The following is a 24,177-nucleotide window of genomic DNA, read 5'->3' on the forward strand; positions in this document are numbered from 1 at the left end:
TATCTGCGCATTTCACCGCTACACCAGGAATTCCGATCTCCCCTACCACACTCTAGCCAGCCCGTATCGAATGCATCGCCTGTCTTCTTGCCGATCGTTGGAGCTGGGCCGAGGCCGGCCGGGATCAGCGCTCGACGATGCGGTCGAACTGCGTGGTGGTGTGCCGCAGATGGGCCACCAGCTCCTCGCCCACCTTGGGCTCGGGGGCGTCCGAGGGTACGAAGAGGATCGAGACCTGCATGTGCGGGGGCTCGGCGAACCAGCGCTGCTTGCCCCCCCAGACGAACGGGGAGAGGTTGCGGTTGACCGTGGCGAGACCGGCGCGGGCGACGCCCTTGGCACGCGGCATGACGCCGTGCAGTGCCTTGGGGGCCTCCAGGCCCACCCCGTGCGACGTACCGCCCGCGACGACGACAAGCCAGCCGTCGGAGGCCGCCTTCTGCTGCCGGTAGCCGAAGCGGTCGCCCTTGGAGACGCGCGTGACGTCCAGGACGGCTCCGCGGTACTCGGTGGCCTCATGGTCCCCCAGCCACAGCCGCGTGCCGATACGCGCGCGGAAGTGGGTCTGCGGGAACTGCTGCTGGAGGCGGGCGAGTTCCTCGGCCTTGAGGTGGCTGACGAACATGGTGTGCAGCGGCAGGCGGGCCGCACGCAGCCGGTCCATCCAGCCGATGACCTCCTCGACGGCGTCCGAGCCGTCGGTGCGGTCCAGCGGGAGGTGGATCGCGAAGCCTTCCAGCCGCACGTTCTCTATGGCGGAGTGCAGTTGGGGCAGGTCCTGCTCGCTGACGCCGTGCCGCTTCATCGAGGACATGACCTCGATGACGACGCGGGCGCCCACGAGGCCGTACACGCCGTCGATCGACGAGACGGAGCGGATGACGCGGTCGGGCAACGGCACGGGCTCCTCGCCCCGGCGGAAGGGCGTCAGGACCAGCAGGTCGCCGCCGAACCAGTCCTTGATGCGGGCGGCTTCGTATGTGGTGCCGACGGCGAGGACGTCCGCGCCGAGGCGCGTGGCCTCGTCCGCCAGCCGCTCGTGCCCGAAGCCATAGCCGTTGCCCTTGCAGACGGGGACGAGCCCCGGAAACTGCTCCTGCACGTGCTTGTGGTGTGCCCGCCAGCGCGCGGTGTCGACGTAGAGCGTGAGCGCCATGGCCGGTCCCGGAACCTTTCTCGTGGCTGCCGTATGTCAGAGGTCTGAAAAGGAATTGTGGCGGACCCGCCGGACCGGCGGGCCGTACCGGGACAGCTCAGCGCCGCGACATGTAGATGTCGAGCGCCTTGTGGAGCAGCTTGTTGAGCGGGAAGTCCCACTCGCCGAGGTACTCGGCGGCCTGGCCGCCCGTGCCCACCTTGAACTGGATCAGGCCGAAGAGGTGGTCGCTCTCGTCCAGCGAGTCGGAGATGCCGCGCAGGTCGTAGACGGTCGCACCGAGGGCGTACGCGTCGCGCAGCATCCGCCACTGCATCGCGTTCGAGGGGCGGACCTCACGGCCGATGTTGTCCGAGGCTCCGTAGGAGTACCAGACGTGCCCGCCGACGACCAGCATCGTCGCGGCGGACAGATTCACGCCGTTGTGCCGGGCGAAGTAGAGCCGCATGCGGTTGGGGTCCTCGGTGTTGAGGGCCGTCCACATGCGCTGGAAGTACGAGAGCGGGCGGGGCCGGAAGTGGTCACGGGTCGCGGTGATCTCATACAGCCGCTGCCACTCCTCAAGGTCCTGGTAACCGCCCTGGACGACCTCGACGCCGGCCTTCTCGGCCTTCTTGATGTTGCGGCGCCACAGCTGGTTGAAGTTCTTGTGGACCTCTTCCAGGGAGCGGTTGGCCAGCGGCACCTGGTAGACGTAGCGGGGCTGTACGTCGCCGAAGCCGGCGCCGCCGTCCTCGCCCTGCTGCCAGCCCATCCGGCGCAGCTTGTCGGCCACCTCGAAGGCGCGCGGCTCGATGAAGTCGGCCTCGATGTCACGCAGGCGCTTCACGTCCGGGTCCTGGATGCCGGCCTTGATGGAAGGCGCTTCCCAGCGCCGGATGATGACCGGCGGGCCCATCTTCACGGAGAAGGCGCCTTGCTGCTTGAGGTGCGCGAGCATCGGCTGCAGCCAGTCACCGAGGTTCGGCGCGAACCAGTTGATCACCGGCCCCTCGGGCAGATACGCGAGATAGCGCTTGATCTTGGGCAGCTGGCGGTACAGCACCAGGCCCGCACCGACCATCTCGCCGGTCCTGTCGTCGAACCAGCCAAGGCTCTCGGAGCGCCACTCCGCCTTGACGTCTGCCCAGGCCGGGACCTGCATGTGGCTCGCCGAGGGCAGGCTCTGGATGTATGCCAGATGCTGCTCTCGGCTGATGGTCCTCAGGGTCAGGCTCATTCGGGGCGCTCCTCGGGCTGGTGTGTCCCCATGGGTACAGGGGCTCCGGCTCTCGCGCCGAAGCCTACTGCGCCCTGCGAGCGCCTCGTCTGGCCGTATGGAACCTGAGCCCCGACCCGCTGCGCGATCGGGACGCCGAGAGGTGTTGTCCGGCCGGTCCCGCCGGCCGGGGTGATGAGGGCCGACCGGCAAGGAGAGCGGTCGGCGGCTGGTCAGCCGACGACACCGCCGAAGAGGCCGCCATGTGCCATGCCGAGGAAGAATCCGACGGCTGCGGCACCGAGACCCAGGATCAGTCCGAAGCGCTCTCGGGTCGTCACCGAGACGAACTGTCCGCCGGCGCCGGTGAAGATGCCGATCAGTCCGGTCCAGGAGCTGATCAGATGCAGGCTGTGGAACTGCGCCGTGATGAAGGCCGTCGCTCCGAGCACCAGGGTCACCGCGAGCAGGGTGTCCTGGAGCGGATGGGGTTTGTGGTCCGTCGCGAGCAGCGAGCCGGCGATGGTGGGTCGCATTGACTGTGCCATGTGGCACCTCCTGCGGAAGGCGGCGCATCGTAGCGCCATACACACCCGATGGGTACAGATTGACGGTCACCCCGGTCGGATTTCAACCGGAAGCGTGTGTGCAGGTAGTCTGTACCCTCTGCACCGGTGTCTGCCCAGGCCACAGATTTCGTCATGACAGGCCGAGACCCAGGTCACGGCACTGATCACGACACGGATTCCGCTCGGTCCTTCGATCGACGGGTCCGATTGTCAGTGGTGGCCGATACCGTTGCGTACGCATCACAACCCTCCTGCCACGGAACGACCGTGGCCGCTGAGTCCGAAGGAGGTGGGTTCCACATGCGTCACTACGAAGTGATGGTCATCCTCGACCCCGATCTGGAGGAGCGCGCTGTCGCCCCCCTGATCGAGAACTTCCTTTCCGTCGTCCGTGAGGGCAACGGAAAGGTCGAGAAGGTCGACACCTGGGGCCGTCGTCGTCTCTCGTACGAGATCAAGAAGAAGCCCGAGGGCATCTACTCGGTCATCGACCTGCAGGCCGAGCCTGCGGTCGTCAAGGAGCTCGACCGCCAGATGAACCTGAACGAGTCGGTCCTCCGGACCAAGGTCCTCCGCCCCGAGACCCACTGAGCTCTCCCGCTCAGCTGATCTCGGGATTCGAGTAGCAGCACCAAAAGCAGCCAGCAGCAAACCCGCCGAGAGGTTCCCCCATGGCAGGCGAGACCGTCATCACGGTCGTCGGCAATCTTGTCGACGACCCCGAGCTGCGCTTCACCCCTTCCGGTGCGGCGGTCGCGAAGTTCCGTGTCGCGTCCACTCCCCGCACCTTCGACCGTCAGACCAATGAGTGGAAGGACGGCGAGAGCCTGTTCCTGACCTGCTCGGTCTGGCGTCAGGCGGCGGAGAACGTCGCCGAGTCGCTCCAGCGAGGCATGCGCGTCATCGTGCAGGGCCGGCTGAAGCAGCGGTCCTACGAGGACCGTGAGGGCGTCAAGCGCACGGTCTACGAACTGGACGTCGAGGAAGTCGGCGCCAGCCTGAAGAACGCCACGGCCAAGGTCACCAAGACCACCGGTCGAGGCGGACAGGGCGGTTACGGCGGCGGTGGCGGCGGCCAGCAGGGCGGCAGCTGGGGCGGAGGCTCCGGCGGCGGTCAGCAGCAGGGTGGCGGCGCTCCCGCCGAAGACCCCTGGGCGACCAGTGCGCCTGCAGGCGGCGGTCAGCAGGGTGGCGGCGGTGGCGGCTGGGGTGGAAACTCCGGCAGCTCCGGCGGCTCCGGTGGCTCCGGTGGCGGCTACTCGGACGAGCCCCCCTTCTAGGGACGGGCTCGATCCCACACTTCTTGATCACACAGGAGAAACACCATGGCGAAGCCGCCTGTGCGCAAGCCTAAGAAGAAGGTCTGCGCTTTCTGCAAGGACAAGGTCACGTACGTGGACTACAAGGACACGAACATGCTGCGGAAGTTCATTTCCGACCGCGGCAAGATCCGTGCCCGCCGCGTGACCGGCAACTGCACGCAGCACCAGCGTGACGTCGCCACGGCTGTGAAGAACAGCCGTGAGATGGCGCTGCTGCCCTACACCTCCACCGCGCGATAAGGGAAGGGTGACCGAAACATGAAGATCATCCTCACCCACGAGGTCTCTGGCCTCGGTGCCGCGGGCGACGTCGTCGATGTCAAGGACGGCTACGCTCGCAACTACCTGATCCCGCGGAACTTTGCGATCCGCTGGACCAAGGGCGGCGAGAAGGACGTCGAGCAGATTCGTCGTGCTCGCAAGATCCACGAGATCGCCACCATCGAGCAGGCCAACGAGATCAAGGCCCGCCTCGAAGGCGTGAAGGTCCGTCTGGCCGTTCGCTCCGGCGACGCCGGTCGTCTCTTCGGTTCCGTCACCCCGGCCGACGTCGCTTCGGCGATCAAGGCTTCCGGTGGCCCCGAGGTCGACAAGCGCCGCATCGAGCTGGGCGCGCCGATCAAGACGCTGGGCGCCCACGAGACGTCCGTGCGTCTGCACCCCGAGGTTGCCGCCAAGGTCAACATCGAGGTCGTCGCGGCCTGACCGCTGCGCTCGGTAGAACTGTGAGAAGGGCCGCACCTGTTGAGGTGCGGCCCTTCTGCATGCCTGGATGCAGGTATCGGCAGCGACGGCGTTTCACGTGAAACCGAGCAGCAGGAGCAGCAACGTAGGGATGGGGGTTTCACGTGAAACAGCACGAGTCGCCGGCCGTTTCACGTGAAAGGGTCACCGCGTCGCACCCGTGACGATCCAGCGGCCCGAACGGGAGCGCAGCCACAGCGTCAGCATCCGTACCGTCATCATCAGCGTCATGGCTGCCCAAAGGGTGGTGAGTCCCCCGCCGAGCGCAGGGACAAGCAGTGCCAGCGGAGCGAAGACCGCGAGGGTGACCAGCATTGCCCACGCCAGATAGGTCCCGTCCCCCGCGCCCATCAGAACGCCGTCCAGAACGAAGACGATGCCGCTGATCGGCTGGGAAAAGCCCACGAGGAGCAGCGCGGGAAGTGCTGCGTCCTGGACGACCGAATCGTTGGTGAACAGGGGGAGGAACAAGGGGCGTGCGGCGATCACCAGCAGGCCGAGGACGAGCCCTGCTGCGATGCCCCACTGGACCATGCGGCGACATGCTTCGCGTGCCCCTTGGGCGTCGCCCGCGCCGAGATAACGGCCGATGATGGCTTGCCCGGCGATGGCGATCGCATCGAGCGCGAAAGCGAGCAGGCTCCACAGACTCATGATGATCTGGTGGGCGGCGATGTCCGCGTCCCCGAGCCGGGCGGCGACGGCGGTGGCGATCATGAGGATCGCCCGCAGCGACAGGGTGCGCACCAGGAGCGGGGTGCCGGCCTGGGCGCAGGCCCGGATTCCTGCCGCATCCGGTCGCAGCGAGGCGCCGTGCCTGCGAGCACCGCGGACGACGACGAACAGATACACCGCGGCCATGCCGAACTGGGCGAGGACGGTGCCCCACGCCGAACCTGCGATGCCCAGGCCGGCGCCGTAGACGAGGCCCGCGTTGAGGCCCGCGTTGGCGACGAAGCCACCGACGGCGACGTACAGCGGGGTCTTGGTGTCCTGGAGGCCTCGGAGTACGCCGGTGGAGGCGAGCACGATGAGCATCGCCGGGATACCGAGCGCCGAGATACGCAGATATGTGGTCGCGTAAGGGGCGGCGGTGTCCGAAGCGCCGAAGAGTGTCACGAGGGCAGGTGCCGTCGGCAGGACGGTGACGATGACGGCCGCGCCGAGCAGCAGGGCGAGCCAGATGCCGTCCATGCCCTGACGGATGGCGGCCCGCAGGTCGCCCGCTCCGACCCGTCGGGCGACGGAGGCCGTCGTGGCGTAGGCGAGGAAGACGAAGACGCTGACGGCGGTCACGAGAAGGGCGGAGGCGACGCCGAGACCGGCCAGTTGCGCGGTGCCGAGATGGCCGACGATCGCGCTGTCGGCCATGACGAAGAGGGGTTCGGCGACGAGTGCGCCGAAGGCCGGAACGGCCAGTGCGACGATCTCTCTGTCGTGCCGGCGGCGGGCGTCCCTGGACGCCGCGGGGGCCTGTGTCATGAGCACCAATCTAATCTTCCACAGGTAAGAGATGCAATGGCATTGAGACCCTTACCTCACTTTCCGTGAGGTGCGCCGCTGTGTACTGCTTGCGGCGATCTTGGCCCGACCGGGAAAGTTTTTCTTCTGCACAGCCGGTGGACGGGAAAGTCGCAGCTCAGAGTGGGTGCGGTGGAAAGGCTGAGGGCTTGTTCACAGGGCTGTCCACCGGGTCGTGCACAGGTTTTGCGGAGTTCTCCACAGCATCCGGGCCGTCGTCCACATGGCCTGTGGATAACCAGATTGGCTGACGGTGCCCGCGGGCCTACCGTAGTGCGGCGCCCGCTCTCTCTTCCGTCCGCGGAAAGCTCGCAAAACCGACGCGTCGGAACCGGAGTCGGGCCTCTTATTTGTCAGTGTCGTGCCGTAGGAATGAAGGGCACGGCGAGGTCCGCTCGGCGGACGGGAGGAGGTGGCCCGGTGAGTATCTCCGAGCCCTTGGACGACCCGTGGGCCGACAGCGGTCCCAGTGATCGTCTGCCCGCCTCCCGTCAGCGCCACGACGGAGGTCGCGGCCGCGACGAGCAGCACGACCGTGATCGGGACAACGGCCCGTGGGACGGCGGGGGCGCCTCCTTCGAGCGTGTACCCCCACAGGATCTGGACGCGGAGCAGTCCGTCCTCGGCGGCATGCTCCTGTCCAAGGACGCCATCGCCGATGTGGTCGAGGTCATCAAGGGCCACGACTTCTACCGGCCCGCACACGAGACCATCTACACGGCGATCCTCGACCTGTACGCCAAGGGGGAGCCGGCCGACCCGATCACGGTCGCGGCCGAGCTCACCAAACGGGGCGAGATCACCAAGGTCGGCGGCGCATCGTATCTGCACACCCTCGTCCAGACGGTCCCGACGGCGGCGAACGCCGAGTACTACGCGGAGATCGTGCATGAGCGCGCGGTGTTGCGACGCCTGGTCGAGGCGGGTACGCGCATTACCCAGATGGGATACGCGGCCGACGGTGACGTCGATGAAATCGTCAACAGCGCCCAGGCGGAGATCTACGCGGTCACCGAACAGCGCACCAGCGAGGACTATCTGCCGCTCGGCGACATCATGGAGGGCGCGCTCGACGAGATCGAGGCGATCGGTTCGCGGTCGGGGGAGATGACCGGCGTGCCGACCGGCTTCACGGACCTCGACCAGCTCACCAACGGTCTGCACCCCGGCCAGATGATCATCATCGCCGCCCGTCCCGCCATGGGTAAGTCGACGCTGGCCCTGGACTTCGCGCGGGCCTGTTCGATCAAGCACAACATGCCGAGCGTGATCTTCTCGCTCGAAATGGGCCGCAACGAGATCGCTATGCGTCTGCTCTCGGCGGAGGCGCGGGTGGCGCTGCACCACATGCGCTCCGGCACGATGACCGACGAGGACTGGACGCGTCTCGCGCGCCGTATGCCCGATGTCTCGGCCGCGCCGCTCTACATCGACGACTCCCCGAACCTGTCGATGATGGAGATCCGTGCCAAGTGCCGCCGTCTCAAGCAGCGCAGCGACCTGAAGCTCGTCGTCATCGACTACCTCCAGCTGATGCAGTCGGGCAGCAAGCGGTCCGAGAGCCGGCAGCAGGAGGTCTCCGACATGTCGCGAAACCTGAAGCTCCTGGCCAAGGAGCTGGAGCTGCCGGTGATCGCACTGTCGCAGCTCAACCGTGGCCCCGAGCAGCGCACCGACAAGAAGCCCATGGTCTCCGACCTGCGTGAGTCCGGCTCGATCGAGCAGGACGCGGACATGGTGATCCTGCTGCACCGCGAGGACGCCTACGAGAAGGAGTCGCCGCGCGCGGGCGAGGCGGACATCATCGTCGGCAAGCACCGTAACGGTCCGACAGCGACGATCACGGTCGCCTTCCAGGGCCACTACTCGCGCTTCGTGGACATGGCGCAGACCTGAACCGTCCCCCGCGTGCCTGCTCCGACCGGTCCTGGCGGGCCGACCCGGGAGAAATGCACTCGACGTGAGGTGACGGGCCGGGTGGACTGGGGCCATGACCACATCTCAGGAAGAGCTGCTCCCCGCCACTCGCCGGGCTCTGCTGCACCGTATCGCCGCCGCGCAGGCCGAAGGGCGTGCGCCGTCGCTGGTCGCGGTGGTCGTCCGCGGGGGTGAGGCGGTGTGGCACGGGTCGCGGACCTCGGTGGACGGGCACGGGCCGGACGAGAACGTGCAGTACCGGATCGGCTCGATCACCAAGACCTTCACCGCCGTCCTGGTGCTGCGGTTGCGCGACGAAGGCATGCTCGACCTCGACGATCCGCTGGAGAAGCACCTGCCGGGCACCGGTGCGGGTGACGCCACGATCGCCCAACTGCTCGCGCACACGAGCGGGGTGGCGGCCGAGTCCCCCGCGCCCTGGTGGGAGCGGACGCCCGGTTCCCTGCGCCCCGATCTCGCGGACGTGCTGGGTGAGCGGCCTTTCCTGCACCCGGCCGGTCGCCGGTTCCACTACTCGAACCCCGGCTTCACGCTGCTCGGTGCCCTGGTCGAGGAGCTGCGGGGTGCTCCCTGGGAAGAGGTTCTGCGGCGCGAAGTGCTCGAACCGCTGGGGCTGGACCGGACGAGCGGGCAGCCGCAGGCACCGCACGCGGGTGGCTGGGCCGTGCATCCCTGGGCCGATGTGCTGCTCCCGGAACCGTCCGAGGATCTCGGGCGGATGGCCCCGGCCGGTCAACTCTGGTCCACCACGGGTGACTTGGCGCGCTTCGCGGTCTTCCTCACCCGGGGTGACGACCGGGTGCTGAGCGCAGAGTCCGTTCGGGAGATGCGCACGCCCGCCGCGCCGGCTGAACTCGAAGACGTGGCGGCCGGTTCGGCCTACGGCCTCGGTATGCAGGTTCAGGCCCGGGACGGCCGGATCCTTGTGGGGCACGGTGGGTCGCTGCCGGGGTTCCTGGCAAGTCTCGCCATCAGCGTGGAGGACGACCTCGCGGCTGTCGTGCTGTCCAACTGCACCTCCGGTCCGCCGGTGGCTACGGTCTCCGCCGACCTCGTTCGTATCGTGGCCGAGGCCGAGCCGAGGATGCCCGAGCCATGGAGGCCCCTGCCCGAGGTCGACCAGGCTGTGCTGGAGCTGGCGGGCCAGTGGTACTGGGGGACTCAGGTCCACGCGTTGCGCCTGACGCTCGACGGAGGTGTCTCGCTGGGGCCGATCTCCGACAACGGCCGACGCTCGCGCTTCCGGGCCAACGGTGACGGCACCTGGACGGGGCTGGACGGCTATTACGCGGGGGAGCCGCTGAAGGCTGTACGCCGGGCTGACGGATCCGTGAGCCACCTGGACCTCGGATCGTTCGTGTTCACGCGACAGCCGTACGAGGAGGGGTCGTCTGTGCCGGGCGGAGTGGACCCCGAGGGTTGGCGAGGGATCAAGTAGGCGTCGCGGCAGCGAGAAGCGTCCTGTTTCACGTGAAACAGGACGCTTCGGCGCACACAGTGGAAGGTCTCTCGAAGCCGCTCCTCGCAGCCGTCTCTCAGAGCGCCAGCTTGAAGCCCACGTGGGAGGCCGTGAAACCGAGCCGCTCGTAGAAGCGATGGGCGTCGGTCCGTGTGACGTCGGAGGTCAGCTGGACCAACTGGCACTCCTGGCGCCGGGATTCGGCGATGGCCCACTCGATGAGCCGGGTGCCGAGGCCGCTGCCACGCTCGTCGCCGTGGACGCGTACGCCCTCGATGAGGGACCGCGTCGCGCCCTTGCGGGACAGCCCGGGGATGACCGTGAGCTGGAGGGTGCCGACGACGCGGCCCTCGCGCACGGCGACCATCACATGCTGGTTCGGGTCGCCACTCAGGCGCTCCAGAGCCGTCAGATACGGCGCCAGGTCGTCCGGTGACTCCCGCTGGGCACCCAGCGGATCGTCGGCGAGCATGGCGACGATGGCCGGGACGTCCTCCGGGACGGCCCTTCGTATCTCAAGATCTCCCATGGCCGCAGCCTATGCGGGGGCGGGTACGCTCGCCGATTCCACGACCCGGACCAGCGGGGCGAGTTCGGGATTCCTCGCCGCCTCGTCGAGTGCTTCGCGCAGGGCGGCGTCGTTGGTGGGGCGCGCCTGTTCGAGGAGCTTGAGGCCCGCCTCGCTGACGTTGGTGTAGATGCCCCGGCGGTCGGTCGGGCACAGGTAGCGGGCGAGCAGTCCGCGGTCCTCAAGCCGGGTGACGAGTCGGGTGGTTGCGCTCTGGCTGAGCACGACCGCGTCCGCGACCTGCTTCATCTGCAGATGGCCACCCTCGCCGTCGTGCTGCCGGCTGAGTACGTCGAGCAGGGAGTACTCGCGCACGCTCAGGCCGTGCTTGGCCTGCAGGGCGCGCTCGATATGGGCCTCGATCCTCCCGTGCAGCAAGGAGAGGGCGCACCACCCCTGGGCGAGGGCGGTCAGTGCGGGGTCCGTGGCTGTCATGGCGGTTCCTCCGTCCCGGAGCGGCTGCAACCCAGGATAGAACACGTCTGCAATATCCAGCGCTTGCATATAGCCCGCGTCTGCAACTATTGTGAACGCAGGTAAAGCGCTCATGCAATCGTCTGGAAGGTGTACCCACCCATGCCTCTCGCGCTTCTGGCCCTCGCGATCGGGGCCTTCGGAATCGGAACCACCGAGTTCGTCATCATGGGCGTACTGCCGGAGGTGGCCGGCGACTTCGGTGTCTCCATCCCCACCGCCGGACTGCTGGTGACCGGCTACGCCCTGGGCGTGATGCTCGGTGCTCCGATCATGACCGCGCTCGGCACGAAGGTGTCCCGCAAACGGATGCTGATGCTGCTGATGGGGCTGTTCGTCCTCGGCAATCTGCTCTCCGCCGTCGCCCCGTCCTTCGGCCTGATGCTGGTGGGCCGAGTGGTCGCCTCCCTCGCCCACGGCGCCTTCTTCGGCATCGGCTCGGTGGTCGCCGCCGAGCTGGTCGCGCCCGAGAAGAAGGCCGGTGCCATCGCCATGATGTTCAGCGGCCTCACCATCGCCAATGTCGTAGGTGTCCCCCTGGGGACACTCGTCGGACAGTCCGCGGGATGGCGTGTCACCTTCGCCGGGGTCGCAGCGCTCGGCGTGATCGGCCTGCTCGGCATCGCCAAGCTGGTCCCCGACATGCCCAAGCCCGAAGGCGTGCACCTGCGCCATGAACTCGCCGCTCTGAAGAACGTCCAGGTGCTGTTGGCCATGGCGATGACCGTGCTCGGCTTCGGCGGTGTGTTCGCGGCCGTCACCTACATCGCGCCGATGATGACGCACGTGACCGGATTCGCCGACGGCTCCGTCACCTGGCTGCTGGTCCTTCTCGGCCTCGGCATGGTCGGCGGAAACCTGGTCGGCGGAAAGTTCGCCGACCGCGCGCTGATGCCGATGCTGTACGTCTCCCTGGGCGGCCTGGCCGTCGTGCTCGCCCTGTTCACCGTCACCGCCCACCACAAGATCCTCGCGGCCGTCACCCTCGTCCTGATCGGCGCCCTCGGCTTTGCGACCGTACCGCCGCTCCAGAAGCGCGTCCTCGACCAGGCGCACGGCGCCCCCACACTGGCCTCGGCCGTGAACATCGGCGCCTTCAACCTCGGCAACGCCCTCTCGGCCTGGCTCGGCGGCCTCGTCATCGCGGCCGGCTACGGCTACACCGCCCCCAACTGGGTCGGCGCCGTCCTTGCCGCCGGGGCCCTGGTCCTCGCCGTCCTCTCGGCCGCCCTGGAGCGCCGGGACAAGGCCCCCAGCACCGTCGTCGCCGCCGGAGCACCTGCGGACCGGCGAACCGCCGTCCACCACTGAGCACCGCCCCACGGCACCCACCGTCGAGCATCACCCCGTGATGCCGGCAACGAGCAGTCCCCACCAGGAGAACCCCCTCATGAGCACCACCATCGCCGTCACCCCGCTGACCACCCAGGACGCCGAGGTCCTCGTCACCTCGGCCCGCCGCGCCGCCGAGGCCGCCGGGGTCATGGTCAGCGTCACCGTCCTCGACGCGGGCGGCCACCTGCTCGCCTTCCGGCGCGACGACCGGGCCGTGCTGATCTCCGGGGAGACCAGCACCCGCAAGGCCTACACGGCTCTCCAGATGAACTCCGCCACCGCGGACCTCGTCGACGCGGTGCAGCCGGGCGGTCTCTTCCACACCCTGCCGACGGCGCTCGACCGACCGCTGCTGTTCATCGCCGGCGGCGTCCCGGTCCACCGGAACGGCCGTCTGATCGGCGCTGTCGGCGTCGGCGGCGGGGCGCCGGAGCAGGACCACGGGTTCGCCGTCGCGGCTGTGGAGGCTCTCGTCCAGTAGCGAGGGGAACTCAGCCGGCCGCCACCGTGAGCGGAGCGAACCGCCTGGTCCAGTCGCCGGGCAGTTCCGAGATGCCGTACGTCATCACCGCGTTGAAGGCGATGGGCGCGAGGCCGTGCTCCTTCACCCAGGTCAGCAGCTCTTCGTGCCGTACGTCGACGTCGGTGCGCAGAGGGCGGTCGGTGCGGGCGGCCAGCGAGGCGATGAGCGCCTTCGCCGTCTCCGTGTCACGGGCGATCAGCGGGCCCACCACCTGGGTGTCCATGTTGGGCCAGGCCGCCACATACCCGGTGATCCGGCCGTTCTCCTCGGCGATGCGCAGCTGGTCCGCGAAGGCGGGCAACCGAGTGATCATGTGGGTGCGGTCGCAACCGAAGACGTATTCGTCGAGCCGGAGGATCGCCGGGAGATCCTCGGCTGTGGCCGGGCGCGTGGCGACCTCAGGGGCGGGGCCGCCCGGCGTGAAGCGTCCGCGGACCATCTCGACACGGCCGGTGACCTTGAAGCCCAGCTCTTCGTAGAGCGGGCGGCCGTACGGTGTCGCGTGCAATGTCAGCGGGGTGGTCCCCATCTCGGCGACGATCTGCCGCATCAGCCGTCGGCCGACACCCTGGCGGGCATACCGCTCGGCGACCAGGACCATGCCGATGGCCCCCAGATCGGGGCGTTCCTGTGGTCCGTACTCCGTGACGACGCACACGGTCACCAGACCACCGTCGGGGGCGTCGATGCCGTAGCCCTTCCCCGCGGCGAGGAGCAGGCCCCACTTGTGTTCCTCGCGGGGCCAGCCCCGGTCCTCGGACAGGTCGGCACAGGCGTTGAGATCCCGAAGCGTCAGACGGCGGATGGGCAGATCAGCGAGGAAAGGTGTCGGCACGCAGGTCAGGCTGTCCGACAGCCGCCCTCGACGTCCACTTGTTTGCCGGGAGAGGGAGGAGCTTTTGGCCACGTCGTTCTTCCGTTGCACAGGCCGTCAACAGATGTTTCACGTGAAACCGCGAAGCGCGATCGAGGGTCAGGGCCCGGGATGGGGCGGCCGTACCTCCCGCTAGCCTCGACGCCCATGGCGAGACTTCACCTTTTCGACCTCGACGGAACGCTGCTCCACGGGACCTCCGCGCCCGTGGAGATCTCACGGCAGATCGGGCTGGAAGCCGAGACCGTGGCGCTCGACCGGGCCGTTTCCGCGGGGACGATAGGCCCGCCGGAGTATGCGGCGCAGGTGTACGCCCTGTGGACGGATCTGACCGAGGTGCATGTGGCGGCGGCCTTCGCAGGGGCTCCGTGGCTGTCCGGGATCGAGGACGTCTGGGCGGAGATCAGGGGACAGGGCGACTACATCGCGGTCGTCTCCCTCTCGCCCTCCTTCTTCGTCGAACGGCTGACGGCGTGGGGCGCGCACGCAGCGCACGGCTCGCTCTTCCCCGCGTTGCCGTTCACCGAGCCCGTGGATCCGGCGGGCATTCTCAGCGCCGCGGCCAAGGTGCAGATAGCGGACCGGCTCTGTGAAGAGTTCGGGGTCGTACGGGCCGACTGCATTGCCTATGGCGACTCGCTGTCGGACAAGGACCTGTTCGAAGCGGTACCCGTATCGGTCGCGGTCAACGCGGATCAGCATCTGGCGGGCCTCGCCACTCACTCCTACGCGGGGCTGGATCTGTGGGATGCCTATGAGTTGGTCCGTCGTGCCGGGTAATCGAGGCAATTGACGGTTCACCGCGCCAATTCGTGGTCGCGCAAGGGGGACTTGTCCCCTGGACGCCTGCCGGTATGGTCGAGTCCGGTTCACGTCCGACTGATGTGCGCATGTTCCGTCGGGCGCGCATGCAGGCCCATGCAGCGTAATGGGACGGAGAGATCGAATACCGCATTTTCCGTTATGCGGCCCGGTGCTGAGGCGGAGTGGGATGCTGCGGTACGGACACTGCGGCCAATGTCACACTCTTGCCTTACTTGTCCGTACGGAGTGGGAATCCGGGTTGAATGTGGCCGCATTGGCCGACGGGGATGGAACGGGGAACGAAAGCAAGCCGTCTGCGAGGGAAAGTAGCCACCTTCCGATCGCGGAAGTGCGCAGACCGACCGAAAGATGTTCGAGGCGAGGCAGACCATGGACGCTCCGACCACCACGCCCGCCGACAACGGCACTTCTGGCGGCAACGGCGGGAGCGGTTGGTTCACGCCGCACAGGGAACCGGAACCTGCCGACGCAGAGCAGGCGGCGGGCGACGGCCGCCGTCTGGCCGGGCTGCGCCCGGTCGGCCGCCCCACTCCGGGCGACGACTCGCCGGTGCAGGAACGAATATCCCCCGCCCCGGACGCGGCCCCCGCGCCCCAGCCGCCCGCCGTGACACCTCCGAGGGCGCAGCCCTCCCATGCCAAGGCCCCCGAGGCCGCGCCCGTCGAAGCGGTGCACCGGAAGCCAGGGCACACTCACGACGCCGTAGGAGCCCTGTCAGGCTCTCCGCAGCCCGAACCCGGACCGTCGCCGCCCGATCCCGCTCCTCGGCCGCGGGTGCCCGCACAGCGGCCCGCGCCCGGCCCGAAGGCGTCGCCCGACGCCGTGCTCATCCGGCGGACCATGGCCGAGGTCGGTCCCGTCGCCGACAAGGTCACCTCGTACTTCTACGCACTGCTCTTCGTGCGCCACCCGGAGCTGCGGCCGCTCTTCCCTGCCGCGATGGACACCCAGCGGGACCGGCTGCTGAAGGCACTGCTGACGGCGGCCGAGCACATCGACAACACCGATGTCCTCGTCGCGTACCTGCAGAACCTCGGCCGCGGCCATCGCAAGTACGGCACCCGGCCCGAGCACTACCCCGCCGTCGGGGAGTGCCTCATCGGCTCGCTCAGCCGGTACTCCTCGGGGATCTGGAACGAGGAGACCGAGGGGGCGTGGGTCCGGGCGTACACGACGATCTCCCAGGTCATGATCGACGCGGCGGCCGCGGACGAGCTGCGGGCCCCGGCCTGGTGGTACGGCGAAGTGGTCTCGCACGACCTCAGGACCGCGGACATCGCGGTCGTCACCGTCCGTCCCGACCAGCCGTACCCCTTCCTCGCCGGGCAGTACACCAGCCTGGAGACGCCCTGGTGGCCGCGTATATGGCGGCACTACTCGTTCGCGTCCTCGCCGCGTTCCGACGGGCTGCTGTCGTTCCACGTGAAGGCCGTCCCGGCGGGCTGGGTCTCCAACGCGCTGGTGCACCGCGCGCGGCCCGGCGACGTCGTCCGGCTGGGCCCGCCGTCCGGTTCGATGACGGTCGACCACACCACCGACAACGGGCTGCTCTGTCTCGGCGGCGGCACGGGAATCGCACCCATCAAGGCGCTGGTCGAGGACGTCGCCGAGCACGGGGAGCGGCGCCCGGTGCATGTCTTCTACGGCGCCCGCACCGACCACGACCTGTACGACATCGACACGATGCTGCGGTTGCAGCAGAGCCATCCCTGGCTCTCGGTGCGCCCGATCGTCGACCAGCAGGCGCGGCTCCAGCTCCCCGACGCCGTACGCGAGTACGGGCCGTGGAACGAGTACGACGCCTACCTGTCCGGACCGCCCGGCATGATCCGCAGCGGTGTGGACGCGTTGAGGGACATCGGTATTCCGTCGGACCGTATCCGCCACGACTCGGTGGAGGAGCTCGTCGCAGCCGGGGACTGATCCGGCAGCGGTGAGGTCAGCCCAGGTCGGGTGCGTGCATCGCCCGTACGCCCTCGATGTTCCCGTCGAGGTAGTGCCGCAGGGACAGCGGTACGAGATGGACGGAGGCGATGCCGACACGCGTGAAGGGCACCCGCACGATCTCGTACTCGCCGCACGGCTCGTCCATCTCGGGGCCGTGCCGCTGGGCCGGGTCCATGGACTCCAGCCGGCAGACGAAGAAGTGCTGCACCTTCACGCCGGTCGCGCCGCCGTCGTCACCGATGTGCTCCACGGTGTCGACGAAGCAGGGCACCACATCGATGATCTTGGCGCCGAGTTCCTCGTGCACTTCGCGGTGGAGCGCGTCGACGACGGTCGAGTCCTCCGGCTCGACGCCGCCACCCGGTGTGAGCCAGTAGGGGTCGACGCCGGGCTTGGTGCGCTTGATGAGGATCAGGTCGTCGCCGTCGAGCAGGATGGCACGGGCGGTGCGCTTGACCACGGGTCGAACGGTCATGGGAGAAATGTGGCCCGGCTGGTTCCACGTGAAACATCGCGAAACGGCACAGCTTTCCTCAGGACCAGTCGGCAGCGGCACGCAGCAGCCATTCGTGCGCTCGCGCGATGTGCGGCATGGCCAGCGTCCCGGTGCGCACCACCAGGAAATACGTGCGCAGTGGGGGCACCGCGGGATCGAGGAGCGCCACGACGTCTCCGCGTTTCAGGGCGTCGGCGCACAGATAGCGCGGCAGCACCGCGAGGCCCGCGCCCGCGACGGCGCAGGCGAGCACCGCGCGCAGATCGGGGACGACGACGGTGCCCGAGGCGGCCGGGCGGGAGTCGAAGACGGAGGCCCAGTAACGGGCGACGAGCGGCAGCGACTCGTGCACCTCCACGACGGGGAGGTCCTCCAGCGCGTAGGCGCCCTTGCGGCGCAGTTTGCCGGGGCCGACATGAGCGGCCCAGCGGGGGGCGGAGACCAGGACGTGCTCCTCGTCGCAGAGAGGAGTCGCGGTGAGCAGCGCGCCCCTCGGACGGGCCGTACTGATGGCCAGATCATGATGTCCGGCGGCCAGCCCCTCCAGCGTTTCCTCGGCATTCCCGAAGGAGGCGCGAAGGGTGAAGCCCTGGCCGTCCTCGCCCGTCAGCTCGGTGAGCGCGGGCAGGGCCCGTTCGGCGGTGAACTCCGGTGGGCCGGCGAGATGCAGGGTGCGTAAGGAGGAGTCCGCGTCCAGGCCCGCCTCGGCGATCTCGACCAGGGCATCGAGATGCGGGGCGGCCTTGTGGGCGAGCTCGTCGCCGATGGTCGTGGGAGTCACTCCACGGGCCTGTCGCAGGAAGAGCGGTCGCCCCAGCTGCCGTTCCAGGGTGCGGATCTGCGAGGTGACGGCCGGCTGCGAGAGGCCCAGCAGCGCGGCGGCGCGGGTGAAGGAACCGGCCCGGTGCACGGTCACGAACGTGCGCAGCAGGGCCAAATCCATGGTGCCCCTCCTCTCCCAGCACCCCCGACCGAGCCCTAACTATAAATAAGTCGATAGGTCTCTGTCGCTACCGTGATTGGACACTGACACAGAGTCAACTAGCCTTGTCTGCGCGGTTCTTCGCGCGCAGAACCGGGGCGGTCCGAGCCACGAGGGGGGAGGCTCGGACCGCCCGTTGTACGGCCCGTCGTACTCATGTGTCGACGGGCACACGCGCATCCGACGTACCGACCGGTCGTTCAGGAAGCGGTCAGTTCGCCGACTCGTCGAGCGCTCGCAGCACATCCGCCACCAGGTCCTCGGCGTCCTCGGCGCCGGCCGAGAAACGGATGAACCCTTCCGCGACGGCGTCCCCGCCCCAGCGGCCGCGCCGCTCGGCCGTGGACCTCACCCCGCCGAAGCTCGTCGCGTCGTCCACCAGGCGCAGCGCGTCGAGGAAAAGGTCGGCACGCGCGCGCGTGGGCAGCGTGAAGGACACCACGCACCCGAAGCGCCGCATCTGCTGAGCGGCGACCTTGTGCGAGGGATCGTCGGGCAGTCCCGGATAGCGCAGCCCGGTCACCTCGGGCCGAGTGCGCAGGGCCTCGGCGATCGCCAGGGCGTTGGCGTTCTGCCGGTCCGCGCGCAGATGGAGCGTGGCGAGCGAGCGGTGCGCCAGCCAGGCCTCCATGGGCCCGGGAATCGCGCCCACGATCTTCCGCCAGCGCCGCACGGTGGCCATCAGAGCGGCGTCGCGCGCGCTGACGTAGCCCAGGAGGATGTCGCCGTGCCCGGTGAGCATCTTGGTGCCGCTGGCCACGGAGAAGTCGGCGCCGAGCTCCAGCGGGCGCTGGCCGAGCGGCGTCGCGAGGGTGTTGTCGACGGCTACGAGGGTGCCACGCGCGCGTGCCGCCTCGGCGAGCCGCCGTATGTCGCACACGTCGAGCCCAGGGTTCGACGGGGTCTCGATCCACAGCAGCTTCGCGCCGTCGAGCACGTCCAGCTGGGCGTCGCCTCGGGTCGGGGCGGTGCGCACCTCGATGCCGTAGGCGGTCAGTTGCTCGCGGACCAGCGGCAGCACCTGGTAGCCGTCGTCCGGCAGGACCACGACGTCGCCGGCGCGCAGCTGGGAGAAGAGCACCGCCGAGACGGCGGCCATGCCGGAGGGGAAGGCCAGCGTCTCGACGCCGTCCTGTCCGGGTGCCTCCAGCTCGCCGATGGCGCGTTCCAGGAGCGTCCAGGTGGGGTTCTCGTCACGGCCGTAGGTGTACGGGCCGGTCGGATCGCCGGGCAGATGGAAGTGCGCGGCGAAGACGGGGCCCGGGAGAGTCGGCTCGTTCTTGACGGGTTCGGGCAGCCCGGCCCGCACCGCGCGCGTGCCCTCACCGCTGCCCCCGACGGAATGTGCCGACCTCGGCTCTGATTCTGACGTCATGCCGCTCGTCCCTCCAGTTGCTCCTGTATCGCGGCGAGCAGTCCCGGGCTCGCCGCCTCCACCATTTCAAGACACTCCTCGAAGCCGTCCATTCGTCCGTAGTACGGATCGGGGACATCGAGGTCGTCGCCGGCCGCGGGGTCGTAGGAGCGCAGCAGACGCACCTTCTCCGCGTCCTGCGTGGTGGGCGCGAGGCGGCGCAAAGCCTTCAGATGGCCGGAGTCGAGGGCGATGACGAGGTCGAGGCGGGAGAACCACGCCACCAGGAACTGCCGGGCGGCGTGGGCGCTGTCGTAGCCGTTCTGCTCCAGCACGGCGACGGTCCGCGGGTCGGCGCCGTCGCCTTCGTGCCAGCCGCCCGTGCCCGCGCTGTCGACCTCCACCAGGCCGTCGAGCCCGGCCTCCGCCACACGGGCGCGGAAGACGGACTCGGCCATCGGCGAGCGGCAGATGTTGCCGGTGCAGACGAAACAGACGCGGTAGGGCATCGGATGCTCTCAGTCCTTGCCGTCGGGAAGGACGACGTTGAGCGCCCAGGACACGATCGAGATGATCAGGCCGCCCACGACGGCGGTCCAGAAGCCCTCGACGTGGAAACTGAGGTCGAACTTGTCGGCCAGCCAGGAGGTGAGCAGCAGCATCAGGGCGTTCACCACGAGGGTGATGAGGCCCAACGTGAGGATGAAGAGCGGGAACGTCAGCACCTTCACGACGGGCTTGACCAGGAAGTTCACCAGACCGAAGACCAGTGCGACCAGGATCAGCGTGACGGTCTTCTTGCCGGTGCTGTCGCCGGTCAGGGTGATCTTGTCGAGCAGCCACACGGCGACGGCCAGGGCCCCCGCGTTGGCGATCGTCTTGACTACGAAATTCTTCATGTGTCTGATCGTGGCAGAAGAGATCGGTTACGAGCACTGGGCAAGGGCGGACGAGATCGATGAAGGCATTCCGGCTGGACGAACTGGAGGCGGAGCGCGCCGCCAATGACGGTGCTTACCTGCAGTTTCTGCGCGAGCGGAACATGTCGGTCGGCCTGTACGCGCTCGACGCCGGCGAACCCGACCCGCAGAAGCCGCACCAGCAGGACGAGGTGTACTTCATCGTGAGCGGCCGAGCCTCGATCACGGTCGGCCTGGAGACCACCCAGGTGGCCCGCGGAAGCGTCGTCTACGTGCCCGCAGGGGTCGCTCACAAGTTCCACCACATCACCGAGGACCTGCGGGTTCTGGTGGTGTTCTCTCCGCCCGAGAGCTGACATCCCGTCTCAGGGTTCCCTAGGGGAAGGGTCAGGGGAGGACAAGGGATGCGAGGCCCCCATTGCGCTCTTCCCGCCCCTAGCATCGGGTGCAGGACATCGGAGACTCGACACGAGACCGGAAACGGGCTCGTCAACGGGCAGAGAGAAGGACGAGAGCGATGCGAGAGATCTTCACGGGTATGCCGTGGTGGGTGAAGTGGATCGCGGTGCCGGTCATCGCCCTGGTCGTGTTCGGCAGCTTCATAGCGAGCGTGGTCGGCTTCGTGGTCTGGCTGCTCTTCAAGGCGCTGATCTTCGTCGCGCTGGTCGGCGGACTCATCTACGTCGTACGGAAGTTCATGTCGAGTTCGTCGTCGCGCAGCGACTGGTGACACCGAACCGGGTGAGCGACCGGTAACGGGGAAACCGGTATCACGAAGCGAAGGTTCCCCCTGGCGAGGGAAGTTTCCCGGCTGGGCCGTCTGTCAGTGCCGACGGACGGTTAAAGTCCGGAATTCGACGCGGGGCCCATCCCCGCGGGCAGCGCACCGCCCCCTCCCGTGTTCCCCACACGGGCGGCCCCCCTCGCGCTTCGGGAGCGACCCTTGGCCACGGTTGACACCACACCCGCAGAACCGCACGCTCCACCCGTCCAACGAGGTACACCGCCGACGGCACACGCCCCGACGGTTCCACCGGCACCCCTCCGCCCACGAGAAGGGGCGCACGTTCTGCCCGTCCAACCGCAGACGTCGCCCTCGGAGACGCCCGAGCCGCCCTCGGAGCCGCACCCCACAACCCTCATCGGCTCGGTCCAGCGAGCGATGCACCTCCTGGAGGCCGTCGCCGCCCGCGAGCACGGGGCACCGGCCAAACAGCTCGCGCGCGAGCTGGGGCTCGCGCTCCCGACGGCGTACCACCTGCTGCGCACGCTGACCCATGAGGGCTATCTGCGCCGCGAGAAGGGCCTGTTCTTCCTGGGCGAGGCGGCCGAGCGGCTGAGCAGCAGCGGAGCGCAGCAGAAACGTCGCAGCACGATGAGCGACGCGCTTGCGCACTGGCGCGACGCGATCGGCGTACCCGTGTACTACGCGATCTACCGCGACGGCGAGATCGAGGTCATGGACATCGCCGACAGCCCGGGTAATCCCGCGGTGGAGGAGTGGGCCGACTTCCGGGAGACCGCACACGCCCATGCGATCGGCCAGTGTCTGCTCTCCCAGCTGGACGAGAAGGCTCGGCGCGACCACCTCGACCGCTATCCGGTGCAGTCCATCACCCCGTACACGGTGCGTGACGATCGCACCTTGCTGCGGCGCCTGGATCGCGTGGGACGAATGGAACCGGTCGTCGAGCGGCAGGAGTACGCGCTGGGCGCGCTCTGCGCCGCGATCCCCCTCACCGCAGGCTCAACTGCCGCGGCGATGGCCATTTCGGTGCCCTCGCACCAGGCCCACCGACTACTGCCCGCGGCACGTCAGCTGCAGAACGAGATCGGAAGGCTACTAGGGACACTCGCCATCTCTATCAGCATCTGAAAACTCACTCCTTGTGATCTGTCGTGCACGTTGAGCAATAATTCACTGTGTCAGGGGGATGATTCCTGGCCAGTCGACCGAAAACGACGGGGTAGGCGATGCACGAGTCGGTACAGGCAGAGGTCATGATGAGCTTCCTCGTGTCGGAGGAGCTCTCCTTCCGCATTCCGGTGGAGCTGCGATACGAGGCCTGTGATCCCTACGCCGTGCGAATGACCTTCCATTTGCCCGGTGACGCGCCGGTGACCTGGGCGTTCGGGCGTGAGCTGCTGATCGACGGAGTCGGCCGGCCGTGCGGCGACGGCGATGTGCACATCGAACCTGCCGACCCGGAGGCGTTCGGCGAGGTGCTGATCCGGCTTCAGGTGGGCCGCGACCAGGCGCTGTTCCGGTCGGGTGCGGCACCGCTCGTGGCGTTCCTCGACCGCACGGACAAGTTGGTCCCGCTGGGGCAGGAGCGTTCCCTCGCCGACTTCGACACCCACCTCGACCAGGCCCTGCACCGCATCCTGGCGGAGGAGCAGAGCGCAGGCTGACGGCCCGCCTCGCGGACGGTGGAGTAACGCTTCGCCACCCGCGGGGTGCAAGGCTTCCGGGCGGTGCCCTCCGGCTTCAGTGCTTGCGGCGGCGGCCCTTGCCGCCCCGCACCGCCGGCCGGGCACTCGTCGGCGCCGACGCGGGGGCCGGTGTGTCCGTCCCTCCCGGGCGGTCCGCCGAGACCACCAGGGCGGCCAGCGCGGTGGTCACCGGCACCGAGGCGACCAGCCCGATCGAGCCCACCAGCGTGCGCACGATCTCCTCGGCGACCAGTTCGCTGTTGGCGACCGTACCCACACTGCTCTGAGCGATCGAGAAGAGCAGCAGCAACGGCAGGGCGGCGCCCGCGTAGGCCAGGACGAGTGTGTTGACGACCGAGGCGATGTGGTCGCGGCCGATCCGGATGCCCGCGCGGTACAGACCGCGCCAGCCCAATGTCGGATTGGCCTCGTGCAGTTCCCAGACCGCCGACGTCTGGGTCACCGTCACATCGTCGAGCACACCGAGCGAGCCGATGATGACGCCGGCGAGCAGCAGACCGCTCATGTCGATGGACGGGTACAGACCATGGATCAGTCCGGTGTTGTCGTCCGTGTTGCCGGTCAGCGCGGCCCAGTCGATGAACCCCGAGCCGAGGATGCCGATCAGCAGCAGCGAGAGCAGCGTGCCGAGTACGGCGACCGACGTACGGGCTGACAGGCCATGGCACACGTAGAGCGCGATCAGCATGATGGCACTGGCCCCGACCACCGCCACGACCAGCGGATTCGAGCCCTGCAGAATCGCGGGGAGGATGAAGAACGTCAGGATCATGAAGCTGACGGCCAGTGCGACGAGCGCCATGACACCGCGCAGACGGCCCACCACCACGACGGCCAGCGCGAAGATCCCGGCGAGCAGCGCCATGGGGAACTTCCGGTTCACGTCGGTGACCGAGTACTGCAGGTTCTTGGGAGCGGAGGGCTCGTAGGCGACCATGACCTTCTCGCCCTCGTGCAACTGCCGCGACTGGTCCGGCTGGACGATCTCCGTGAACGTACGGCCCTTGTCCTTGCCGGTGTCGATCCGGATCGTCGCCTTCTTGCAGTCACCGGTAGCCTGCTGCCGCGCCGACGAGCCCTCGGCGGTGGAGGTGTCGCCGGTCGGGGTTTCCCCGGAGGCGTTCACGGACTTGCAGTCCACCTTGTCGACCACGGTGACCGTGGCCTGCTGGGTCTGCCGGTCGAATCCGACGCCGGTGCGCTCGTGGGAGGGAGCGCCGCCCGGCCAGAGCACCGCCAAACCGACCACGACCGCGACGCCGAACGGGATCAGGATCGCGGCGATGACCTTGCGCAGGTGCCGGGAGACGGGGGCGGCCGGTCCATGGCTGTGACTGTGCGAGTGGCCGGAGCCGTGCCCGCCACCAGGTCCCTGACCGTGCCCGTCACCGTGGCCTCCGCCTGGGCCGGGGCCTCCGCCCTGACCATGGCCGTGCGCGTCGCCGGGACCATGGCCGGGGGGCGGATCGGGCGGCGAAAACGGGGGCTGCTGCATCGTGGTCACGGGCCGATCATCGC

Annotated in this window: 27 protein-coding genes; 14 read left to right on the forward strand and 13 right to left on the reverse strand. The window is 68.5% G+C overall.

Translation table 11 applies throughout. From position 1 onward, the window contains the following. Positions 1-124: 124 nt before the first annotated feature. From ABZS97_RS01155 to ABZS97_RS01165, 3 genes are all read right to left on the reverse strand, one after another. Positions 125-1,156 carry an alanine racemase gene (locus tag ABZS97_RS01155; RefSeq protein ID WP_356132003.1) on the reverse strand — a complete coding sequence of 344 codons (1,032 nt, stop codon included), beginning with the start codon at positions 1,154-1,156 and terminating at the stop codon, positions 125-127. Positions 1,157-1,253: 97 nt separating this feature from the next. Beyond that, entirely contained in the window at positions 1,254-2,375 is a 1,122-nt protein-coding gene (gene femX / locus ABZS97_RS01160; protein WP_356132006.1) for a peptidoglycan bridge formation glycyltransferase FemX, read from the reverse strand. 212 nt (positions 2,376-2,587) lie between these two features. Then, on the reverse strand, positions 2,588-2,902 hold the full coding sequence (locus ABZS97_RS01165) for a hypothetical protein (protein WP_356132009.1): 315 nt from the start codon (positions 2,900-2,902) through the stop codon (positions 2,588-2,590). Between the two features lie 321 nt (positions 2,903-3,223). On the opposite strand from ABZS97_RS01165, the gene rpsF reads away from it, so the two are divergent. From rpsF to rplI, 4 genes are all read left to right on the forward strand, one after another. Then, the gene (gene rpsF / locus ABZS97_RS01170; RefSeq protein WP_005482942.1) at positions 3,224-3,514 is read left to right on the forward strand and encodes a 30S ribosomal protein S6; all 291 of its coding nucleotides are present in this window, start codon (positions 3,224-3,226) and stop codon (positions 3,512-3,514) included. An 80-nt stretch (positions 3,515-3,594) separates the two neighbouring features. Further along, on the forward strand, positions 3,595-4,203 hold the full coding sequence (locus ABZS97_RS01175) for a single-stranded DNA-binding protein (protein ID WP_356132012.1): 609 nt from the start codon (positions 3,595-3,597) through the stop codon (positions 4,201-4,203). A 45-nt stretch (positions 4,204-4,248) separates the two neighbouring features. Further along, positions 4,249-4,485, forward strand: coding sequence for a 30S ribosomal protein S18 (gene rpsR, locus ABZS97_RS01180; RefSeq protein WP_003949403.1), 237 nt, complete (start codon positions 4,249-4,251; stop codon positions 4,483-4,485). 18 nt (positions 4,486-4,503) lie between these two features. Next, positions 4,504-4,950: a 50S ribosomal protein L9 gene (gene rplI / locus ABZS97_RS01185; protein WP_190038092.1), complete on the forward strand. Its 447-nt coding sequence runs from the start codon at positions 4,504-4,506 to the stop codon at positions 4,948-4,950. A 183-nt stretch (positions 4,951-5,133) separates the two neighbouring features. On the opposite strand, the gene ABZS97_RS01190 is transcribed toward rplI, so the two are convergent. Further along, a complete protein-coding gene (locus ABZS97_RS01190; RefSeq protein ID WP_356132016.1) occupies positions 5,134-6,471 on the reverse strand; it encodes an MATE family efflux transporter in 1,338 nt (445 codons plus the stop codon). Between the two features lie 459 nt (positions 6,472-6,930). On the opposite strand from ABZS97_RS01190, the gene dnaB reads away from it, so the two are divergent. Together dnaB and ABZS97_RS01200 are read left to right on the forward strand one after the other, a co-directional pair. Further along, positions 6,931-8,406, forward strand: coding sequence for a replicative DNA helicase (dnaB, locus tag ABZS97_RS01195; protein ID WP_356132019.1), 1,476 nt, complete (start codon positions 6,931-6,933; stop codon positions 8,404-8,406). A 94-nt stretch (positions 8,407-8,500) separates the two neighbouring features. After that, positions 8,501-9,886 (forward strand): serine hydrolase domain-containing protein, encoded by a 1,386-nt coding sequence (locus ABZS97_RS01200; protein ID WP_356132022.1) that lies wholly within the window; start codon positions 8,501-8,503, stop codon positions 9,884-9,886. A 97-nt stretch (positions 9,887-9,983) separates the two neighbouring features. Here the strand turns inward: ABZS97_RS01200 and ABZS97_RS01205 are convergent, their stop codons facing one another. Beyond that, positions 9,984-10,436 carry a GNAT family N-acetyltransferase gene (locus ABZS97_RS01205; protein ID WP_356132025.1) on the reverse strand — a complete coding sequence of 151 codons (453 nt, stop codon included), beginning with the start codon at positions 10,434-10,436 and terminating at the stop codon, positions 9,984-9,986. A gap of 9 nt (positions 10,437-10,445) precedes the next feature. After that, positions 10,446-10,910 carry a MarR family transcriptional regulator gene (locus tag ABZS97_RS01210; protein WP_356132028.1) on the reverse strand — a complete coding sequence of 155 codons (465 nt, stop codon included), beginning with the start codon at positions 10,908-10,910 and terminating at the stop codon, positions 10,446-10,448. A 141-nt stretch (positions 10,911-11,051) separates the two neighbouring features. Here ABZS97_RS01210 and ABZS97_RS01215 point away from each other — a divergent pair, with 141 nt between their 5' ends. Together ABZS97_RS01215 and ABZS97_RS01220 are read left to right on the forward strand one after the other, a co-directional pair. After that, the gene (locus ABZS97_RS01215; protein ID WP_356132031.1) at positions 11,052-12,260 is read left to right on the forward strand and encodes an MFS transporter; all 1,209 of its coding nucleotides are present in this window, start codon (positions 11,052-11,054) and stop codon (positions 12,258-12,260) included. A 79-nt stretch (positions 12,261-12,339) separates the two neighbouring features. Continuing rightward, positions 12,340-12,765, forward strand: coding sequence for a heme-binding protein (locus ABZS97_RS01220; RefSeq protein ID WP_356132035.1), 426 nt, complete (start codon positions 12,340-12,342; stop codon positions 12,763-12,765). 10 nt (positions 12,766-12,775) lie between these two features. Here the strand turns inward: ABZS97_RS01220 and ABZS97_RS01225 are convergent, their stop codons facing one another. Continuing rightward, positions 12,776-13,642 (reverse strand): GNAT family N-acetyltransferase, encoded by an 867-nt coding sequence (locus ABZS97_RS01225; protein WP_356132038.1) that lies wholly within the window; start codon positions 13,640-13,642, stop codon positions 12,776-12,778. 186 nt (positions 13,643-13,828) lie between these two features. Between ABZS97_RS01225 and ABZS97_RS01230 the strand changes: the two genes are divergently transcribed. Then, positions 13,829-14,461, forward strand: coding sequence for a haloacid dehalogenase-like hydrolase (locus ABZS97_RS01230; protein ID WP_356132041.1), 633 nt, complete (start codon positions 13,829-13,831; stop codon positions 14,459-14,461). A 414-nt stretch (positions 14,462-14,875) separates the two neighbouring features. Continuing rightward, entirely contained in the window at positions 14,876-16,429 is a 1,554-nt protein-coding gene (locus ABZS97_RS01235; RefSeq protein ID WP_356132044.1) for a globin domain-containing protein, read from the forward strand. 16 nt (positions 16,430-16,445) lie between these two features. On the opposite strand, the gene ABZS97_RS01240 is transcribed toward ABZS97_RS01235, so the two are convergent. From ABZS97_RS01240 to ABZS97_RS01260, 5 genes are all read right to left on the reverse strand, one after another. Then, positions 16,446-16,928 carry an NUDIX hydrolase gene (locus ABZS97_RS01240; RefSeq protein WP_356132047.1) on the reverse strand — a complete coding sequence of 161 codons (483 nt, stop codon included), beginning with the start codon at positions 16,926-16,928 and terminating at the stop codon, positions 16,446-16,448. Positions 16,929-16,986: 58 nt separating this feature from the next. Further along, on the reverse strand, positions 16,987-17,892 hold the full coding sequence (locus ABZS97_RS01245; protein WP_356132050.1) for a LysR family transcriptional regulator: 906 nt from the start codon (positions 17,890-17,892) through the stop codon (positions 16,987-16,989). A gap of 250 nt (positions 17,893-18,142) precedes the next feature. Next, entirely contained in the window at positions 18,143-19,306 is a 1,164-nt protein-coding gene (locus tag ABZS97_RS01250) for a cystathionine gamma-lyase (RefSeq protein ID WP_356132052.1), read from the reverse strand. Next, a complete protein-coding gene (locus tag ABZS97_RS01255) occupies positions 19,303-19,794 on the reverse strand; it encodes a low molecular weight protein-tyrosine-phosphatase (protein ID WP_356132055.1) in 492 nt (163 codons plus the stop codon). The genes ABZS97_RS01250 and ABZS97_RS01255 overlap by 4 nt, the downstream gene beginning before the upstream one ends. Before the next feature lie 9 nt (positions 19,795-19,803). Then, positions 19,804-20,184, reverse strand: coding sequence for a phage holin family protein (locus tag ABZS97_RS01260; RefSeq protein ID WP_356132058.1), 381 nt, complete (start codon positions 20,182-20,184; stop codon positions 19,804-19,806). 59 nt (positions 20,185-20,243) lie between these two features. Here ABZS97_RS01260 and ABZS97_RS01265 point away from each other — a divergent pair, with 59 nt between their 5' ends. The 4 genes from ABZS97_RS01265 (at position 20,244) to ABZS97_RS01280 (ending at position 22,617) form a co-directional block, all read left to right on the forward strand. After that, the gene (locus ABZS97_RS01265; protein ID WP_356132061.1) at positions 20,244-20,561 is read left to right on the forward strand and encodes a cupin domain-containing protein; all 318 of its coding nucleotides are present in this window, start codon (positions 20,244-20,246) and stop codon (positions 20,559-20,561) included. A gap of 161 nt (positions 20,562-20,722) precedes the next feature. After that, positions 20,723-20,935, forward strand: a complete 213-nt coding sequence (locus tag ABZS97_RS01270; RefSeq protein WP_356132064.1) for a DUF5326 family protein — start codon at positions 20,723-20,725, stop codon at positions 20,933-20,935. Positions 20,936-21,346: 411 nt separating this feature from the next. Beyond that, entirely contained in the window at positions 21,347-22,081 is a 735-nt protein-coding gene (locus tag ABZS97_RS01275; RefSeq protein WP_356132453.1) for an IclR family transcriptional regulator C-terminal domain-containing protein, read from the forward strand. Positions 22,082-22,179: 98 nt separating this feature from the next. Beyond that, positions 22,180-22,617, forward strand: a complete 438-nt coding sequence (locus ABZS97_RS01280; protein WP_356132067.1) for an SsgA family sporulation/cell division regulator — start codon at positions 22,180-22,182, stop codon at positions 22,615-22,617. A 76-nt stretch (positions 22,618-22,693) separates the two neighbouring features. Here the strand turns inward: ABZS97_RS01280 and ABZS97_RS01285 are convergent, their stop codons facing one another. Further along, complete coding sequence (locus ABZS97_RS01285) at positions 22,694-24,163, reverse strand: YibE/F family protein (protein WP_356132070.1); 1,470 nt, start codon at positions 24,161-24,163, stop codon at positions 22,694-22,696. Positions 24,164-24,177: the final 14 nt, after the last annotated feature.

Origin of the sequence: Streptomyces sp. NPDC005485 (genome assembly GCF_040606085.1) — a bacterium.
GTDB lineage: Bacteria > Actinomycetota > Actinomycetes > Streptomycetales > Streptomycetaceae > Streptomyces.